Annotated in this window: 20 protein-coding genes; 13 read left to right on the top strand and 7 right to left on the bottom strand. The window is 57.2% G+C overall.

Annotation, left to right across the window (positions count from 1 at the left end; translation table 11 throughout):
• Positions 1 to 25 precede the first annotated feature (25 nt).
• From murI to ccmE, 3 genes are all read left to right on the top strand, one after another.
• A complete protein-coding gene (murI, locus tag INS80_RS16465; protein WP_192966664.1) occupies positions 26 to 835 on the top strand; it encodes a glutamate racemase in 810 nt (269 codons plus the stop codon).
• Positions 836 to 943: 108 nt separating this feature from the next.
• Complete coding sequence (gene argC, locus INS80_RS16460) at positions 944 to 1,972, top strand: N-acetyl-gamma-glutamyl-phosphate reductase (protein WP_192966663.1); 1,029 nt, start codon at positions 944 to 946, stop codon at positions 1,970 to 1,972.
• Positions 1,973 to 2,007: 35 nt separating this feature from the next.
• On the top strand, positions 2,008 to 2,451 hold the full coding sequence (gene ccmE / locus INS80_RS16455; protein WP_192966662.1) for a cytochrome c maturation protein CcmE: 444 nt from the start codon (positions 2,008 to 2,010) through the stop codon (positions 2,449 to 2,451).
• Between the two features lie 76 nt (positions 2,452 to 2,527).
• On the opposite strand, the gene speE is transcribed toward ccmE, so the two are convergent.
• The 3 genes from speE to INS80_RS16440 form a co-directional block, all read right to left on the bottom strand.
• Positions 2,528 to 3,379, bottom strand: coding sequence for a polyamine aminopropyltransferase (gene speE / locus INS80_RS16450; RefSeq protein ID WP_192966661.1), 852 nt, complete (start codon positions 3,377 to 3,379; stop codon positions 2,528 to 2,530).
• A complete protein-coding gene (speD, locus tag INS80_RS16445) occupies positions 3,376 to 3,882 on the bottom strand; it encodes an adenosylmethionine decarboxylase (protein ID WP_192966660.1) in 507 nt (168 codons plus the stop codon). The genes speE and speD overlap by 4 nt, the downstream gene beginning before the upstream one ends.
• A gap of 214 nt (positions 3,883 to 4,096) precedes the next feature.
• A complete protein-coding gene (locus INS80_RS16440) occupies positions 4,097 to 4,330 on the bottom strand; it encodes a DUF1127 domain-containing protein (protein WP_192966659.1) in 234 nt (77 codons plus the stop codon).
• Between the two features lie 87 nt (positions 4,331 to 4,417).
• Between INS80_RS16440 and INS80_RS16435 the strand changes: the two genes are divergently transcribed.
• From INS80_RS16435 to INS80_RS16420, 4 genes are all read left to right on the top strand, one after another.
• The gene (locus INS80_RS16435) at positions 4,418 to 5,827 is read left to right on the top strand and encodes an aminotransferase-like domain-containing protein (RefSeq protein ID WP_192967316.1); all 1,410 of its coding nucleotides are present in this window, start codon (positions 4,418 to 4,420) and stop codon (positions 5,825 to 5,827) included.
• A 161-nt stretch (positions 5,828 to 5,988) separates the two neighbouring features.
• The gene (gene rplM, locus INS80_RS16430) at positions 5,989 to 6,447 is read left to right on the top strand and encodes a 50S ribosomal protein L13 (RefSeq protein ID WP_192966658.1); all 459 of its coding nucleotides are present in this window, start codon (positions 5,989 to 5,991) and stop codon (positions 6,445 to 6,447) included.
• 5 nt (positions 6,448 to 6,452) lie between these two features.
• A complete protein-coding gene (rpsI, locus tag INS80_RS16425) occupies positions 6,453 to 6,938 on the top strand; it encodes a 30S ribosomal protein S9 (protein ID WP_192966657.1) in 486 nt (161 codons plus the stop codon).
• 183 nt (positions 6,939 to 7,121) lie between these two features.
• Positions 7,122 to 7,655, top strand: a complete 534-nt coding sequence (locus tag INS80_RS16420; RefSeq protein WP_226892649.1) for a hypothetical protein — start codon at positions 7,122 to 7,124, stop codon at positions 7,653 to 7,655.
• A 31-nt stretch (positions 7,656 to 7,686) separates the two neighbouring features.
• Here the strand turns inward: INS80_RS16420 and INS80_RS16415 are convergent.
• A protein-coding gene (locus INS80_RS16415; RefSeq protein WP_192963700.1) for an IS3 family transposase occupies positions 7,687 to 8,813 on the bottom strand; the annotation gives its coding sequence in 2 pieces (ribosomal slippage) (positions 7,687 to 8,549 and positions 8,549 to 8,813; 1,128 coding nt in all).
• 101 nt (positions 8,814 to 8,914) lie between these two features.
• Between INS80_RS16415 and INS80_RS16410 the strand changes: the two genes are divergently transcribed.
• From INS80_RS16410 to INS80_RS16385, 6 genes are all read left to right on the top strand, one after another.
• Positions 8,915 to 9,226, top strand: coding sequence for a hypothetical protein (locus tag INS80_RS16410; protein WP_369411421.1), 312 nt, complete (start codon positions 8,915 to 8,917; stop codon positions 9,224 to 9,226).
• Between the two features lie 313 nt (positions 9,227 to 9,539).
• Positions 9,540 to 10,403 (top strand): ATPase, encoded by an 864-nt coding sequence (locus tag INS80_RS16405; RefSeq protein ID WP_192966655.1) that lies wholly within the window; start codon positions 9,540 to 9,542, stop codon positions 10,401 to 10,403.
• Between the two features lie 49 nt (positions 10,404 to 10,452).
• Complete coding sequence (gene metA / locus INS80_RS16400; protein ID WP_192966654.1) at positions 10,453 to 11,370, top strand: homoserine O-acetyltransferase MetA; 918 nt, start codon at positions 10,453 to 10,455, stop codon at positions 11,368 to 11,370.
• Positions 11,371 to 11,413: 43 nt separating this feature from the next.
• A complete protein-coding gene (locus INS80_RS16395; protein ID WP_226892648.1) occupies positions 11,414 to 12,325 on the top strand; it encodes an alpha/beta fold hydrolase in 912 nt (303 codons plus the stop codon).
• A gap of 61 nt (positions 12,326 to 12,386) precedes the next feature.
• Positions 12,387 to 13,256, top strand: a complete 870-nt coding sequence (gene ppk2 / locus INS80_RS16390; protein WP_192966652.1) for a polyphosphate kinase 2 — start codon at positions 12,387 to 12,389, stop codon at positions 13,254 to 13,256.
• Entirely contained in the window at positions 13,249 to 13,869 is a 621-nt protein-coding gene (locus INS80_RS16385; protein ID WP_192966651.1) for a TetR/AcrR family transcriptional regulator, read from the top strand. Before ppk2 ends, INS80_RS16385 begins: the two co-directional genes overlap by 8 nt.
• 21 nt (positions 13,870 to 13,890) lie before the next feature.
• Here INS80_RS16385 and INS80_RS16380 read toward each other — a convergent pair whose 3' ends face one another.
• From INS80_RS16380 to guaA, 3 genes are all read right to left on the bottom strand, one after another.
• The gene (locus tag INS80_RS16380; RefSeq protein ID WP_192966650.1) at positions 13,891 to 14,667 is read right to left on the bottom strand and encodes a class I SAM-dependent methyltransferase; all 777 of its coding nucleotides are present in this window, start codon (positions 14,665 to 14,667) and stop codon (positions 13,891 to 13,893) included.
• Positions 14,668 to 14,850: 183 nt separating this feature from the next.
• Complete coding sequence (locus tag INS80_RS16375; protein ID WP_192966649.1) at positions 14,851 to 15,750, bottom strand: DMT family transporter; 900 nt, start codon at positions 15,748 to 15,750, stop codon at positions 14,851 to 14,853.
• A gap of 255 nt (positions 15,751 to 16,005) precedes the next feature.
• Complete coding sequence (gene guaA, locus INS80_RS16370; RefSeq protein ID WP_192966648.1) at positions 16,006 to 17,574, bottom strand: glutamine-hydrolyzing GMP synthase; 1,569 nt, start codon at positions 17,572 to 17,574, stop codon at positions 16,006 to 16,008.
• Positions 17,575 to 17,609: the final 35 nt, after the last annotated feature.

The following is a 17,609-nucleotide window of genomic DNA, read 5'->3' as shown; positions in this document are numbered from 1 at the left end:
CTCAACTGCGTCGCGAAAGTGGAACATGGCGGTAGGTATCTTTGATTCTGGTCTGGGTGGTCTCACGGTTCTCAACGCCGTGCAGAAACGCCTGCCGGATATTGAGCTGATCTATTACGGCGACAATGCCCATGCGCCCTATGGGGTGCGGGATGCCGAGGATGTCTATCAGCTGACCAAGGCCGCCGTTGAAAAAATGTGGGAAAAGGGCTGCGATCTGGTGATCCTGGCCTGCAACACCGCCTCTGCCGCGGCCCTGCGGCGCCTTCAGGAGGGCGGTCTGCCGCCGGGCAAGCGAATCCTTGGCGTCTTTGTTCCGCTGATCGAGGCGCTGACCGAACGGCAATGGGGCGACAACTCCCCACCGCGCGAAGTTGCGGTGAAGCACGTGGCGCTGTTTGCAACGCCTGCGACCGTCTCCAGCCGGGCCTTTCAACGGGAATTGGCGTTTCGCGCCATCGGTGTGGATGTGGAGGCGCAGGCCTGTGGTGGTGTCGTGGACGCCATCGAGGATGGTGACATGATCCTGGCGGAGGCACTGGTGCGCAGCCATGTGGAGGCACTGCAGCGCAAGATGCCCCATCCCGAGGCGGCGATCCTTGGTTGCACCCACTACCCGCTGATGGAAAAGACCTTTCAGGAGGCGCTTGGCGCCGATGTAAAGGTCTTCAGCCAGGGTGATCTGGTGGCTGACAGCCTGGCAGACTATCTGGAGCGGCACCCGGACATGTACGGGGCCGGCAAGGCGGGCTTTTACACCACCGGCGATCCGGCACGTGTAAGCGCCCGTGCGACTCAGTTCCTCCGACGACAAATCACCTTTGAGGCACCCTGATGCGCGGCGAGTAATCGCTCCATGCATCTGACACCTGTGATTTTTCCCTATCCCTGCCGCGCACTGCTGCGGTAAACATCATTCAAAATTCAAGATATGAGGTCTGACATGACCCACAAAGTGGCTATCCTTGGCGCCAGCGGTTACACCGGCGCCGAACTTGTGAGGCTGATCGCCCAGCATCCGAGCATCGAAATCGCGGCCCTCGCGGCTGAGCGCAAGGCTGGCATGACCATGGCTGAGGTGTTTCCGCATCTGCGTCATTTGGATCTGCCGGTGCTGTGCAAGATTTCCGAAATCGATTTTTCCGGCATCGACCTATGCTTCTGCGCCCTGCCGCACAAGACCAGTCAAGAGGTGATCGCGGCCCTGCCTAGCGTTCTGAAGATCGTGGACTTGTCGGCAGATTTCCGGCTGCGCGATCCGGCGGAGTATCAAAAATGGTACGGCAATCCGCATTCTGCGATCGAGCAGCAGGAAGAGGCTGTTTACGGCCTGACCGAGTTTTATCGGGACGAGATCCGCGCCGCACGGCTGGTTGCCGGGACGGGCTGCAATGCGGCCACCGGGCAATTTGCGCTGCGGCCCCTGATCGCTGCCGGGGTGATTGATCTGGACGAGATCATCCTTGATCTGAAATGCGGTGTTTCCGGTGCCGGGCGGGCGCTGAAGGAAAACCTTCTGCATGCTGAACTCAGCGAAGGTTACAACGCCTATGCTCTTGGCAGCACACACCGGCATCTGGGGGAATTCGATCAGGAATTCTCCAAACTTGCGGGTCGACCCGTCAAGGTGCAGTTCACGCCGCATCTGCTGCCGGTGAACCGGGGTATCCTGGCGACTGTTTATGTCAAAGGCGATGCAGAGGCGATCCAAGCGGCCTTTGAAAAGGCCTATGCGGATGAGCCCTTCATCGAGGTTCTGCCCTTTGGCTCCGCACCCAGCACCCACCACGTGCGCGGCTCCAACTTCTGCCACATCGGCGTGGCGGCGGACCGGATCCCAGGGCGGGCCATCGTCTTTGCAGCACTCGATAACCTGACAAAAGGTAGCAGCGGCCAGGCCTTGCAGAATGCAAACCTGATGTTAGGTGAGAATGAAACGGCGGGCCTCATGATGGCTCCGCTGTTCCCCTAAATGAGGTGCCCAGGTAAGGGGAGGGAGGTAAAGAGATGAAAAACCTCAAGAAACAGCGCCGCATTCAGGTGATTGCCTTGGCGACGGTGGCCCTGATCGTTTCAACCGCGCTCATCGGGTATGCGATGCGGGATGGGATCAACTATTTCCGCTCGCCCAGCCAGGTGATGGCAGAGCCACCTTCTGTAGATGAAGTCTTCCGGATTGGCGGGCTGGTCGAAGAAGGCAGCATCGTACGCGGGCAGGGGGAAAGTATCCGTTTTTCTGTGACAGATGGCGGAGCGACAGTTCCGGTCGTCTACGCTGGTGTTCTGCCGGATCTGTTTGAAGAAAATCAGGGCATGGTCGGCACTGGACGTTACGTGAATGGTGTGTTTGAAGCCTCTGAAATACTTGCCAAACACGATGAGACCTACATGCCCAAGGAAGTTGTCGACGCGTTGAAAGAGCAAGGCGTCTATCAGGAACCCGAAGCCTGAACGCGTCGACCAATAGCCTATGAAATTCGGGGGCCGATTGGCCCCCGTTTTTTTGTCCACTTGATGAAGTAAGCTCTTATGGGAAGAGTTTTTTCACGTAGCCGGGCAAGGCAAAGGCCGCCTTGTGGACCTCGGGCGTGTAGTAGTCGGTCTCGAACCCGGCAGCAGCAAAGCGCTTTTCCAGATCCGGCAGGGTCACATTGCGTGCAGCCTTGCTGTGGCTGCCCCAGCCAAAGGCCATCGGCCCACCCGCATAGGTCGGGATGGTCGCGAGGTAACAGCTGTAATCAGCAAAGAGCGCCTTGAAGGCGCGCATGGTGCCGGTCAGCTCATCCCCTTGCATGAAGGGTACGCCGTTCTGGGTGACGATGATCCCATCATCGGTGAGGGCGCGCGCCGCGTGGCCATAGAAGGTGTTGGTGAACAGCACTTCGCCGGGGCCGATCGGATCGGTGGAATCGACGATGATCACGTCAAATTTCTGATCGGTTTCACGCATGAAGGCCGCGCCATCATTGATCACCAGGTTCAAACGGGGATCATCAAAGGCGCCCTGGCTCAGCATCGGCAGGTATTCCTTGGAGAAATCCACGACACCGGCGTCGATTTCCACCATGGTAACATGTTCGACCGAGGCGTGGCGCAGGGCTTCACGCGCCATGCCGCCATCGCCGCCGCCGATAATCAGCACACGTTTGGCGGCGCCATGGGCCAGGATCGGCACATGGGTCAGCATCTCGTGGTAGATGAAGTTGTCACCTTCGGTGGTCTGAACCACGTCGTCCAGCGTCAGGATGCGGCCAAATGTGCCGTTCTGAAACACTTTCAGGCGCTGATGGTCAGTTTTACTGTCATAGAGCATCTCCTCCACGCGCAGGGATTGCGCGTAGTGGTCGTGCAGGCGCTCGGTGATCCAGGTACCGCTCATGCCGCGACCTCCTTGGCGATCAGCTCCTCCCCGCGCAGCAGTTCGCGAACCTCGACGTGATCGGTCGCAAAGGCTTCTTTCAGCACGTCAACGGCGCGCCAGGGTTCGGCATCGCCACACATGAAAACGTCAAAGGCGCCATAGCCGATCTCCGGCCAGGTGTGGACCGAGATGTGGCTTTCGGCCAGAACGGCCACGCCGGATACGCCCTGAGGCGAGAATTTGTGGGTATGGATGTGCAGCAGCGTGGCGCCGCAGACCTCGACACATTTGCGAAAGGCGTTCTGGATGCGGGTTTCGCAATCCAAGCCCGTTCCTTTCATCACTTCGATGATCAGATGGGTTCCGGCAAACACCTTTCCATCGCGGCGGATGAAATGGTCTTCGCGGTCGCTGTCCACAACGGTTTCAAGCATCGCAGCGGATACACTGCGGGCGGTATCTTCCTCATGGGCGCCTGTCTCCAGACCGATCCCCAGTTGGAAGAGGTTGGCGTCTTTCATGACACTCCCCTTCGTTCCAGTAGATTACAATCCAGCCGGTCCTTAGCGCCCCCCCGGATAAGGGTCCGGGGTTGGGATCGGTACCGAAAGTGAGGGGGCATCTAGGCGCCCTTTGGGATTCGATCAAGGATAAATTTTGGTAAACGGCCAAATCGGGCAATAAAAAAGGCCGGGGAACTGGCCCCGGCCGTCAGGTGGTTCCGTGCCCCGGGGATCAGGGGCGCCAGAACGGAAGAGTTGCTTCATAATGGGCTTCAGCGCGCGTCACTCCGATGTCGCGGAGTTGCTCATCGCTCAGGCGGCGGAGCTGTGTTCGGCTGCGGCGGCGCAAGGACCATTTTGTGACCAGAACAGCGACCTGTACCGCAACCTGCGCCAGCAGCGGCAAGGCTGCTTGGGTATTCAGATAAGTAACGTTCGGATAGGCGGAGGTTGTAGGCTGTGTCATGGTTTGATCCTTTATTGTATTGATACAATCCTGCATTGTTGATACGAGTGTTTGATACAAAACCCCGACTCACCTGTCCAAGGAAGCATTGTAACGGGTACAATTTGGGCGCCGTCCCTAGGCGATAAGCCAGGACCAAAGTATCAGCGCGTCGCCGATACGATCCGCGCAGCGGTGGAAAACGATACATTGCGTATTGGTACAATGCTGCCGCCGGTGCGGGAGCTGGCCTATCAGCTGGGCATTACCCCGGGTACGGTCGCCCGCGCCTATACGATGCTCACGGACGAGGGGCTGTTGCAGGCCGAGGTCGGGCGGGGCACCTTTGTTGCGGATCGGCAGACACCTGTTATGGACGATGTCTGGTCCCGCGAATTGCACTTGCCTGAGCAGCGCGACCCTGATCATGTCAGCCTGTTCAGCCCGCGACTGGCGGATGTCGGGCAGGTCGCCGCGATCCGAGAAGCGTTAAAGAAGGTTTCCGCAGCGGATCCTTTCATGTTCCTGAATTACCCAACCCGCGATGCCTATCGTCCGGTTCGGGAGGCTGTTGTTGATTGGCTGTCCGATCAGCCCCTTGGACCGCTGGATCAAAACCAGGTAGTGCTGACGCATGGCGGGCAGAACGGTATCCTGACGGTGATGCAGGCTGTTTTGAAAGAAGCTCAGCCGACCCTTTTGGTCGAAGATTTGTCCTACGCCGGGTTTCGCAGGGCGGCAGAGCTATTGAGGGCCAAGGTGGTTGGCGTGGGGATGGATGAAAATGGTATCCGCCCCGACTCTCTTGAGCTGGCGATCCGGAAAACGGGGGCAACGGTGCTGTGCACCAGTCCTGAGGTGCATAATCCAACCGGCCTTTTCACACCACTGGAACGTCGCGAAGAAATCCTGAAGGTGGCCCGGCGTCATGATTTGCAGATCATCGAGGATGACTGCTATCGCATGGGGGAGGCCCGTGCACCGAGTTACCGCGCCCTGGCCCCCGATATCACCTGGCATGTGTGCTCGATATCGAAAATCCTTACGCCGGCCTTGCGCGTGGGTTTCGCCCTTGCGCCGAAAGGACGCGAACAGGATCTCCGCCGTGCGGCGGAGTACAGTTTCTTCGGACTGGCGCAGCCGCTGGCTGAATTGATCAGGGTGCTTTTATCTGACCCGCGCAGCAAGCTCCTTGCCAAAGAGGTGCGCAAGGAGATGGCAAAATACGTGCGGGTGGCGGTCAATGCGCTCGGGGCATTTGAGCTGACATGGAATGACGAGGTGCCGTTTCTCTGGCTCAGACTTCCATCGGGCTGGCGCTCTGCGGCCTTTACCCGCGCGGCCGAGGCTGAGGGTGTGCAGATCCGCTCGGCCGATGAATTCGCGCTGCGCGATGGGCGGGCACCCAACGCTGTGCGCATCACCATCAACGGGCAGGTCTCGCTTTCCAAATTCGAAGATGCCATGCTGCGTCTGCGTGCGCTTCTCGACAATCCACCCGAGCAAATCAGCGTTTGATGTGGGGTATTTTGATACCTATTTTTCAAGCCATTGAATTAAAACAATAAATACTTGATTGAAGGTGTTGACCTGTTTCGCGTGTACCCGTAAACCCCGTCCATCGAATTCAGGCGCCGGATTTTTCCGCGCGCCTTCACGACAAACAGGATAGACCTGCCATGAAAACCTTCTCTGCTACCCCGGCAGATATCGAGAAGAAGTGGATCCTGATCGACGCCGAGGGCGTTGTTCTGGGCCGTCTTGCCTCGATCGTTGCCATGCGCCTGCGTGGCAAGCACAAAGCCTCGTTCACGCCCAACATGGACATGGGCGACAACGTTATCATCATCAACGCCGACAAGGTGCAGATGACCGGCAAGAAGCGCGACGAGCACTTCTACTGGCACACTGGCCACCCGGGCGGTATCAAGTCCCGCACCAAGCAGCAGATCCTGGAAGGCGCGCACCCCGAGCGTGTTGTATACCAGGCCGTCAAGCGCATGCTGCCGGGCAACCGCCTGTCGCGCAAGCAGATGACCAACCTGCGTATCTATGCTGGTGCCGCACACCCGCATGAGGCCCAGGCCCCCGAGGTTCTGGATGTCAAATCCATGAACAAGAAAAACACGCGGAGCTGAGACCGATGGCTGATCAGATCAACACTCTCGAAGAGCTGGGCGCCGTTGCAGGCGTGGAAGCTGTCGCTGAAGAAACCATTTCCCGTGAGCCCGTCCGTGACGAGCTGGGCCGCTCCTATGCCACCGGCAAGCGGAAAGACGCGGTTGCCCGCGTCTGGATCAAGCCGGGCTCCGGCAAGGTCACCGTGAACGGCAAGGACATGAAGGGCTATTTTGCCCGTCCCGTTCTGCAGATGATCCTGCGCCAGCCCTTTACCGTGGCAGGCGTCGAAGATCAGTTCGACGTTGTCGCAACCGTCAAGGGCGGTGGTCTCTCCGGTCAGGCCGGCGCGGTCAAGCACGGCATCTCCAAGGCGTTGCAGCTTTATGATCCCGCCCTGCGTGGCGCGCTGAAAGCCGCAGGCTTCCTGACTCGTGACAGCCGCGTTGTGGAACGTAAGAAGTTCGGCCGCCGCAAGGCGCGTCGCTCCTTCCAGTTCTCCAAGCGTTAAGAAATTCTCTAACGCTCAAATCGCTAAACTTTTGGAAAAGCGCAGTTTTTACTGCGCTTTTTCTTTGCGTGTGCGACTTACAAAAGTTTTACAAGCAACAAATCATAGACATATTAAGGTGCTGATCTTACAGTTATTTTACAAGAAAATGATGCTGGCGATAGGGCGATGTGTAAGAGCTACTTGAACAAGGTTGAGCTGAAAGACGGGCAAGTTATTTTGTTCCACCGTCCTAATGCAAAACGTCCAATTTATCACATGCGCATACATGTGCGCGGCATGACCGATGTGTACGGCAATAAGGTTACGTACGTACAGGAGAGCACTGGCGAAACGGACTTGGAAGAAGCAAAGCGTTACGCTTTGGACAAGTATGATGACTTGCGCTTGCGGGCTAAGAAGAAAGAGCCAGTAAAGCAGCTGACGTTTGAAGACCTGTATGTGATTTGGTGGGCGGATAAACGGCAACGTTTGGAAGCCAATCATTTTGCCAAAGGCAGAACTGGTCCTGCACAGCGTATTAGCTGGTACGAAAAACACGCACAACGCTACTGGCTTCCGTACTTTGGCGCGATTAAGCTTGAGGAAATGACGCAAGCGTTTGTGCAAGGTTACTGGACCTGGCGCATGACCTATTGGTCACGTGCTGATGAAGCAGAGCGTAAACGCCATCCAAATCACGTGCTCAAACCAGCCAAAAAAAGCATGGATATGTGATCAGCCCCACCTGAGTGGTCCGTTTTGATTGTTAGTGCATGACCGGTCTCGGGTCCATCGGGATGATGGTTTCCGGGGCGGGAGGGCGATAGCCCAAGGCACTATGTGGTCGTTTGGTATTGTAGTGTTTCCTCCATTGTTCGATCAGGATTTCCGCTTCCCGAAGGCTGTAGAAGACTTCTCCGTTGAGCAGTTCATCGCGGAACCTGGCATTGAGGCTTTCGCAGTAGCCGTTCTCCCAAGGTGACCCGGGCGCGATGTAGGCGGTCTTGGCGCCGACGGCCCTGATCCAATCTTGAACGGCCTGAGCCACGAACTCCGGGCCGTTGTCAGACCGGATGTAATCCGGCACACCCCGCATGATGAACAGGTCGCTCAAGGCATCGATCACGTCACCCGAGTTCAGCTTGCGCTTCACCTTGATCGCCAAGCATTCCCGACTGTGCTCGTCCAAGATGTTGAGCGTCCGGAAGACCTTTCCGTCCTCCGTCCGGCAGTGGACAAAGTCATAGCTCCAGACGTGGTTGCGATACTCAGGGCGCAGCCGGACACAGGATCCGTCATAAAGCCAGAGCCGTCCCTTCTTCGGTTGCTTCATTGGCACTTTCAGCCCCTCTCGTCGCCATAGGCGCTCGACCCGCTTGTCGTTCACCTCCCAGCCCGCATCTCTCAGCAAAGCCGCGATCCGACGATAGCCGTAACGGCCATACTGCCGCGCCAGTTCGACCATGTCCGCGACCAGACGCTCCTCATCGGCACGGCCATGCGGCACCTTCCTCTGCGTGGATCGGTGCTGACCCAAGACACGGCAGGCGCGTCTCTCGGACAGATGGAACCGGGTGCGAACGTGATCGATGCAGGCACGGCGGCGAGCGGGGCTCAAAAGTTTCCCTTTGCCGCCTCCGCCAGGATCAGCTTGTCCAAAGTCAGATCCGAGACGGCTTTTCTCAACCGTTCGTTCTCTTTCTGGAGGCGCTTCAGTTCCCTGAGTTGGTCGGTTCCCATACCGCCGTATTTCTTGCGCCAGCGATAATAGGTCTGCTCAGTAATGCGAACCTCGCGGATCGCATCCGCCCGCGCCATGCCTTGCCCGACAAGCACTTCAACCTGCCGCAGCTTCGTGACAATCTCTTCCGGCTTGTGTCTCTTCGTAGCCATTCTGATCCTCCGTTTTCCTAAACATAACGGCGGACCACTTCAGTGGGGGAGGATCAGCGCGGCGTGAAAAGCTGCTGGCGGCTATCGAGGAGCAAAGCCAGGTGCTGGATGCTACGCTGAACGGTGACGAATACACTGTTAAGATCAAGCGTTGGCAGCAGAACGAAGCTGGCGAACGTGTGAGGGTGGCGCATGATAAGCGTGTTCGCCCGTGGTTTTTCGAGCAGGACAACGGCTATTATGTCCAGTGCAGATACGGAAGTCGCATTCTGAACATCAACGGCAAGAGCAATGCTGTGTTTGTAGACAAGTTAGAGGAGATTGCAGCTGTGCTTGAGGCGTTCAAAAAAGCTGCAGAAACGGGTGAGCTGGACAAGGCTATTGCTTTGGCAACGAAATCACGTTCCAGTTAGCTAACGGCTTTCAGCACAGTGCGCTGTGCGTGATTAACAATTGTTTTACGCGTTGCATGTGATAGGTGTAAGCAATTGTAAAACAAGTGGAAAGCAAGCTGCCAGATTAGCCAAGCGTTAAGGCGCTTACAGGACGTCACTGTCGGAAATCATTTGGAAAAGCGCAGTGTGCCCACTGCGCTTTTTCGTTTTTGGGTCGGCGTGTAACGGCCGCAATGGGGTGCGGCTCACCTTTGCCTTTGCGATGGAATTGACCCGACCCGCGACACTGGCTAGCAAGGCGAGAAGACCTCACAAACGCTCTGGAACACCGATGCTATATTCTTCCGCTCAGGAATGGCGCGATGCCACTCACAAACGCGTCCTCTTTTTTGGCATGTCCGGCCTCGGCAAGACCTACGTCAGCAACATCCTGCGCGGTGCCGGAGACTGGTTCCACTACTCGATCGACTACCGGATCGGTACCCGCTACATGGGGGAATACATTGCTGACAACGCGAAGGCCGAAGCAATGAAGGTGCCTTTCCTGCGGGACCTGTTGCTGTCGGACTCCATCTATATCGGCTCCAACATCACTTTTGATAATTTGACACCGGTCTCCTCTTACCTCGGGAAGCCTGGGGATATTGCAAAAGGTGGCCTGCCGATGGATGAGTACCGGCGCCGGCAAGAGCAATTCCGTATGGCGGAGATTCATGCGCTTCTCGACACCGAGTATTTCATCGACCGCGCCGGACGGCTTTATGACTATCCGCATTTCATCTGCGATACGGGCGGGTCGATCTGCGAATGGGTGGACCCTGAAGACCCGGAGGACCCGGTACTGTCAGAGCTTTCGAAACACACGCTCATGGTCTGGATCAAGGGGGACGATGCCCACACCGAAGAGTTGATCCGCCGTTTTGACCGTTCTCCCAAGCCGATGTCGTATCAGGCAGAGTTCCTGACCAGGGTTTGGGAAGAGTATCTTAGCAAAAACAGTGTATCAGAAGCGGATGTTGACCCGGATGCTTTTATTCGCTGGACCTATGCCCAGGCGCTTGCCCACCGCCAGCCGCGGTATGCCGCGATGGCCCGGAACTGGGGTATCAGTGTCACGGCCGATCAGATCAGCGCCGTGCGCGATGAGGCGGGTTTCGTAGAGTTGATCGCAAACACTCTTGAGGAAGCCGCCTAAGCGCCCTATCTCACTGCTCCCAGACGACATTTAACCATCAGGACCTGACATGCCCATCAAGATCCCTTCTGACCTGCCCGCCTATGACGTTCTGACGAACGAAGGCGTGATGGTCATGTCGCCGGATCAGGCGGCCCGTCAGGATATTCGGCCCTTGCGGATTGGCCTTCTGAACCTGATGCCCAAGAAGATCCAGACCGAGAACCAATTCGCCAGACTGATAGGGGCCACCCCTTTGCAGATTGAGCTGTCGCTGATCCGTATGACCGAGCATCAGACAAAGAACACTGCGGCGGCCCACATGGCGGAATTCTATCGGCCCTTTCAGGAGATGAAGGAAGAGCGGTTCGACGGGCTGATCATCACCGGTGCACCGATTGAGCATCTCGATTTTGCCGATGTCACCTATTGGGATGAGCTGTGCGAGGTCTTTGACTGGACCCAGACCAATGTGCACTCCACATTTGGCGTGTGCTGGGGCGGCATGGCGATGATCAACTATTTCCATGGCGTCAGGAAGCACATGCTGACCCACAAGGCCTTTGGCTGTTTCCGGCACCAGAACCTCGCACCGGCCTCGCCCTATCTGCGCGGGTTTTCAGACGATTGCGTCATTCCGGTGTCGCGCTGGACGGAAATGAAGCAGGACGAGATCGATGGCCACCCGGAGCTGACAACGCTTCTGGGCAGCGATGAGGTCGGCCCCTGCCTGGTCGAGGATCCCAGCCATCGGGCGCTCTACATCTTCAATCACTTCGAATATGACAGTGACACCCTGAAACAGGAGTATGATCGCGACGTTGCCAACGGCACCGAAATCAACGTTCCGATCAACTATTATCCGGATGACGATCCAACCTGTCCGCCGCAGAACCGCTGGCGCAGCCATGCGCACCTTCTCTATGGAAATTGGATCAATGAAATCTATCAGACCACTCCGTTCGATTTGAACAACATCGGGCAATAAGCCTTTGATTTCGCTTTCCTTAGCTTTGGGGGCAGGGGTTGGCTTGACTGCCCTGCAAAACCACCGCCGCCAAAGCCGCGCCCGGCAAAGCCATCCCCCCGAAGGACAGTTTCTTCAGGTTGCGGGCCGCCGGATCCACGCGGTCGAGATGGGCCAGCCCGCCGGGAGCGCGCCGGATGTGGTGCTGATCCATGGATCCAACGGCAGCACCCGTGACATGAGCTTTCGCCTGGCGCCGGCGCTTGCTGATCGTTACCGGGTGCTCATGCTTGACCGACCGGGCCTTGGCTATTCGGATCCAATTGCGAAAACACCCGCATCTTTGCGCAATCAGGCGTCATATCTTTGCACAGCTGCACAAATGATCGGGGTAGAACGCCCGATCGTGTTGGGGCAAAGCTATGGAGGCGGCGTGGCTCTGGCCTGGGCGCTGCAACATCCAGACAGCCTTTCAGCGTTGGTCTCGGTATCAGGCGTGTCCCACCCTTGGGATGGTTCCCTTGATCTCTTCTATCGTTTGACCGCCTCCTGGCCTGGGCAGTACCTGTTGGTCCCCATGATCACCGCCTTCGTCCCCGATCAAACCATCCGCCGGTCCCTTGTGGACGTCTTTGCACCGCAACCGGTGCCCGAGGGCTATGTTGACCACCTCGGCATAGGTTTGACCCTTAGAAGCGGTTCTCTAAGGGCGAATGCGCGCCAACTTGCGCAGCTCTTTGAAGACATCAAGCGGCAATCGCAGCACTATGGCCGCATCACAGCCCCGGCAGAGCTGATCCATGGGGCGGCCGATACGACGGTCGGATTGAAGATCCATGCAGAAAAGCTGGCCGCGGATCTGCCCAATGCAAATCTGACCGTCCTGCCCGGAGTTGGTCACATGCCGCACCATGTCGCGACGGATGAGGTCGTGGGTGCGGTGGATCGTGCGGCCATACGCGCAGGATTGATGTAAATCAGGCTCACATTCCGCAACCTGTTCGCCTATATTGATAAGATAACAACAAGGTTTGCCCATGACACTGCCATTTGACGGCGCGATCAGTCGCTATTTCGAGAATGAAGCACCGGATGCCGTTCGCAGCGCGATCAAATCCGCCGACAAGGACGACATACTGGATCCGCATTATCCGCATGAGCAGCGGATGAAGAGGAAACTCTATGACGCCGATATGGCCGCGCTGCAGATCGAACTTGTGAAACTTCAATCTTGGGTAAAATCCACGGGGGCCCGCATCTGCATTGTATTTGAGGGGCGGGATGCGGCTGGAAAGGGTGGTACAATCAAAAGGTTCCGTGAAAACCTTAACCCGCGTGGCGCGCGGGTTGTGGCGTTGTCAAAACCCACAGAGGCTGAGCAAACTCAATGGTATTTTCAGCGCTACATCGACCATCTGCCCTCTGGCGGGGAAATCACCTTCTTCGACCGCAGCTGGTACAACCGTGGCGTTGTGGAGCACGTTTTTGGGTTTTGCACGCCCGAGCAAAGAGAACGCTTTTTCCATCAGGTGACGGGATTTGAGGAAGCCCTGGTCGAAGATGGCATTCACCTTTTCAAGATCTGGCTCAACGTTGGACGTGCGGAGCAGTTACGTCGTTTCTTGGCGCGTGAAAATGACCCGCTAAAACATTGGAAGCTCAGTGAAATCGATGTCAAAGGCCTTGCTCGTTGGGATCAGTATACCGATGCAATCGATGAGACTTTGGAGCGCAGCCATACTGCGGTGGCCCCATGGACGATTGTGCGGTCGGATGACAAACGCCGCGGGCGTCTGGCGGCGATCCGTTCTGTCCTGAAAACGATCGACTATGAGAGCAAGGACACCGCGGCTGTCCAAGCGGTGGATCGGCAAGTCTGTGGGGGGCCAGAGGTCTGGCATGCGTAAACGCGGCTACCATCACGGCAACCTGCGCCAGGCTTTGGTCGAGGCGGCCCTAGGCCTAATCGAGGCCAAGGGCCCCACCGGTTTTACGCTCTCCGAAGCTGCGAAGCAGGCCGGCGTGACCCCGGCGGCCGTTTATCGCCATTTCGAGGGTCGAGAAGACTTGATTGCAGAGGCGGCCAAACAGGGTTTTACGATGTTTGCTGACCTGATGCAGCATGCCTATGACAAGTATCAGCCTTCGGCACTGGCGGCATTCGAGGCCACAGGGCGGGCTTATCTCGCCTTCGCACGCAAACATCCCGGCCATTATATTGCCATGTTCGAAAGTGGAATTTCCGTCAACCGCACGCCCGAACTGGCGGACGCGGCGGCTCGTGCGCGGCGCATCCTGGAACAGGCTGCCGCGGATCTGAGCCAGCATATCCCGGCCGAAAAACGCCCGCCTGCATCCATGTTCTCGGCGCATATCATGGCTCTCAGCCATGGTGTGGTGGAGCTTTACGCGCGCAATGCGCCGGGCGCGACCTCTCCCTTTTCGCCGGATGATCTGCTTGAAAGCGGTATCATGATCTACTTGCGGGGGCTGGGGCTTATCGAAGCGGACAAACCCTAGACCACCGAAGCCGCCGTTGCGTCAGATCTTCGTCGCGACGATCTCCATGCCCAAGCGGTAACGTTGGCTGACCCCGAAGCGCTGTGGTTTAAATCCCATCTCTTCGAGCAAGGCATAAAGGCGCGTGCGGCTGAAATTGTGGAAATGCTCGATCTCACCCCAATAGGGGTTTGTTCCTGAGCCGGTCAGATAGTCCCAAACCAGGCTTTCGCTGTTGGGACAGGAAATCAACAATACGCCGCCGTCTTCCATGTTTCTGTGCACGGCTTTCAGGAAGTCCTTCGGAAAGGGAACATGCTCAAGGACATCCATGAGACTGACCACACGGCATTTGGGACTGAGGTCCAGCGTGGTGATGTCCTGGCAATAAGCCTCTATGCCGATCTGGATCATGGCCTCGACGCAATCCTTGCGCAGATCCACTCCGATCGGTTTGAACCCAAACTCCATCGCAGTAAAAAGCAGGGAGCCATTGCCGAACCCTACGTCCATCCAGACACCATCTTTGGCAAAGGGCAGGACCTTCTCTACCATTGGGGCCGACCGGGTCCGATTGTTCTCGATATCGTGTCCGACTGACTGGTGGGGGTGGGTCTTGGAAAAGATGATTTCATTAGAGGCGTCGGTGAAATATCCGTCGGTGAAGACATGCCGACAATCCGAGCAGAGGTTCCACGTGATCACTGGGGACAGTGAGGGGTGGTACAAGTCATGCCCCGAGCAATCGGCCTCATTGAACTTTTTGAAGTTTTGCCCGCCGCATAGGGGGCATTTGTCGTAAATATGTCTGTCAGACATCCTCTGCCTCTCGATTTCTGAGTCTGGGCTCAAAGTTGAGTCAGGTTCGGACAATGAGATTAAGATTCGGAGAAAAGCCTACTAAAACCTGCAAAATATAGGTCGCGGTAGAGCCTCCCGTTGACGAGCCACAGTGGCGACGGCATCCGCTGGCGCCCCATTTTGGGCGATGATCTGGGCTTTTTATTGGCTCGCGCCCCTCTGCCGGGGCCGCAGTTTGCCGGATGCACCCAGGATGTTGATGTAATTTGCCGCAAAAATGACAATGGCGCCAAGCAAGGTCCAGATAACGACCTCTTCGTCATAGAGAAGCATTCCAACCACGGCGATCACCGGCAAGCGGGTGAAGTCTATTGGCATCACAACCGTCGCCGGGGCAAGCGACAAGGCGCTCGTAAGACAGAAATGCGCTGCCAGTCCGGCAAAGCCGATCAAGACGAGCCAGGGCAGGGTGGTCACATCCGGAACGGCGATGTCTCCATCCCAGCCCGCAACCACAAGGCCAAAGACCAGTTGCATGGTGGTAAGCCAGAACAGGATCGATGCGATGTTTTCGTGACGGGTCAGCCTTTTGGTGAAGATCGCCGTCAGTGCAAAAAAGATGGCACAGGCGGCTGCGGTGACAATCCCGAGGTTGATCGTCTCAGGAGAGGGGCGCGCGACGATGAGAATGCCGACAAATCCAAGAACCGCGGCCGTTGCCTTTACGTGGGTCATCCGTTCGCCAAGCATGAAATGAGAGAAGATGATGACCCAGATCGGGGAGGTGAACTCCAGCGCAAATACCTGGGCAAGCGGAATGGCTGTTACTGCAAAAAACCAGAGGTTTTGACCGGTAAAATGGGCCAAATTGCGGATTGAATGAAGCCCGAGGCGATCTCGCCGCACCAGATGCCATTTGCGGGTTATCGTCAGCGCAAAGACAACGATTATCACCCCAACCAAGCTTCGATAGGTCATGATTTCGAAGGTGTCGAGCGAAAGCCCAGCCTCTCGTCCGGCAATGGCCATCGAGGAGAAAGAAACAATCGCACCAGTCATCCAAAGAGCGGCTTTGGCGATCGTCGCAAGTGGAGTCTGCATGCTTAATTCCCTTCACGCTTGAAGTGCAGGAAGTGGCAATTGTGCAGAAAGGTCAAGGAAGAACGGCCTAGGGAAGGCGGTTGACCACAACGCCCATCGCGGCCTGTTATTATCCTTGCCATGACGGTCGGGCAGACCAAGGCCATGAGGCAAACATCACATGGCAAGTTGCTTGCCGAGCATCAGGCTGCTCGGCAGGGTTTTGATCCTTCGCCAGAAAGAAACCCGGATCTTTCTACGGGTAAGCGCGGATGCCTATTCCCATTCGATCGTGCCCGGAGGCTTTGAGGTAATGTCATAGGTGCAGCGGTTGATGCCCTTGACCTCGTTGATGATACGCGTGGCGGTTTCGCCGAGGAATTCATGGCTGAAGGGATAATAGTCCGCCGTCATGCCATCAACCGAGGTCACCGCGCGCAGAGCGCAGGCATAGTCGTAGGTGCGACCATCCCCCATCACACCAACCGTGCGCACCGGCAGGATCGCCACAAAAGCCTGCCAGATCTCATCATAAAGCCCATGTTTGCGGATCTGGTCGATATAGATCGCATCGGCTTCACGCAGGATGTCGAGCTTTTCGCGGGTAATTTCGCCCGGGCAACGGATGGCAAGTCCAGGTCCGGGGAAGGGATGACGGCCGATGAAACTATCAGGAAGGCCCAGCTCACGTCCCAGTGCCCGGACCTCGTCCTTGAACAATTCGCGCAGGGGTTCGACCAGCTTGAGGCCCATCTTCTCCGGAAGGCCGCCCACGTTGTGGTGGGATTTGATCGTCACGGAAGGTCCGCCCGAGAAGGACACGGACTCGATCACATCCGGGTAGAGGGTGCCTTGGGCAAGGAACTCCGCGCCTTCGATGGTGTCGGCGTGTTTCTGGAACACGTCGATGAACAGTTTGCCGATGATCTTGCGCTTGGTTTCCGGGTCGCTTTGGCCTTCAAGCTCGCCCAGGAATAGCTCCTGCTCATCGGCATGGATGAGGCGCATGTTGTAATGATCCCGGAACATGGTGACGACCTCTTCGGCCTCACCTTTGCGCAAGAGGCCATGGTCGACAAAGACGCAGGTCAGCTGGTCGCCGATGGCCTCGTGAATCAGAACCGCCGCAACCGAGCTGTCAACGCCGCCTGAGAGGCCGCAGATCACCTGCTTGTCACCCACTTGCTGACGGATCGCTTCGATGGCCTGTTCGCGGTAGGCGCCCATGGTCCAATCGCCGGTGAACCCGGCGAGTTTCACGAAGTTCTCATAGAGCTTCGCGCCATTAGGGGTGTGGTGCACCTCGGGGTGGAATTGAACCGCATAGAAATTGCGGCTCACATCGGCGGTGATGGCAAAGGGCGCATTGGGGGAGGTGCCATAGACCTCGAACCCCGGTGCGATCTCGCTGACGTGATCGCCGTGGGACATCCAGACCTGTTCGCGGTCGCTGTCATCCTGGAACCATCCCTCCAGCAACGGCAGGGATTTGACAGTGGGCGTCACATAGGCGCGGCCGAATTCGGCGGTGCCATGACCGGTCTGCACCTTGCCACCGAGCTGGTGCATCATCACCTGCTGGCCGTAACAGATGCCAAGGATCGGCACGCCCATGTCGAAAATCTCTTGCGGCGCGCGGGGGGACCCCTCGCGTGTCACACTGTCAGGACCCCCTGAGAAGATCACGGCCTTGGGCGCCATCTCGCGCACAAAGTCCATGGTGACATTCTGATAGGGGTGAATTTCGCAATAGACGTTCAGCTCGCGCAGGCGGCGCGCAATCAGCTGCGTGACCTGGCTGCCAAAGTCGATGATCAGGAGGCGTTCGTGGGATGTCTGGCTCATGTCTGGCTCATAGGGCGTGATAGGCTTCCTTGCAA

It is taken from the genome of Phycobacter azelaicus (genome assembly GCF_014884385.1).
Taxonomy (GTDB): domain Bacteria; phylum Pseudomonadota; class Alphaproteobacteria; order Rhodobacterales; family Rhodobacteraceae; genus Phycobacter; species Phycobacter azelaicus.
The sequence above is the reverse complement of the archived record's forward strand: the minus strand, read 5'-3'. Positions and strand labels throughout refer to the sequence as shown.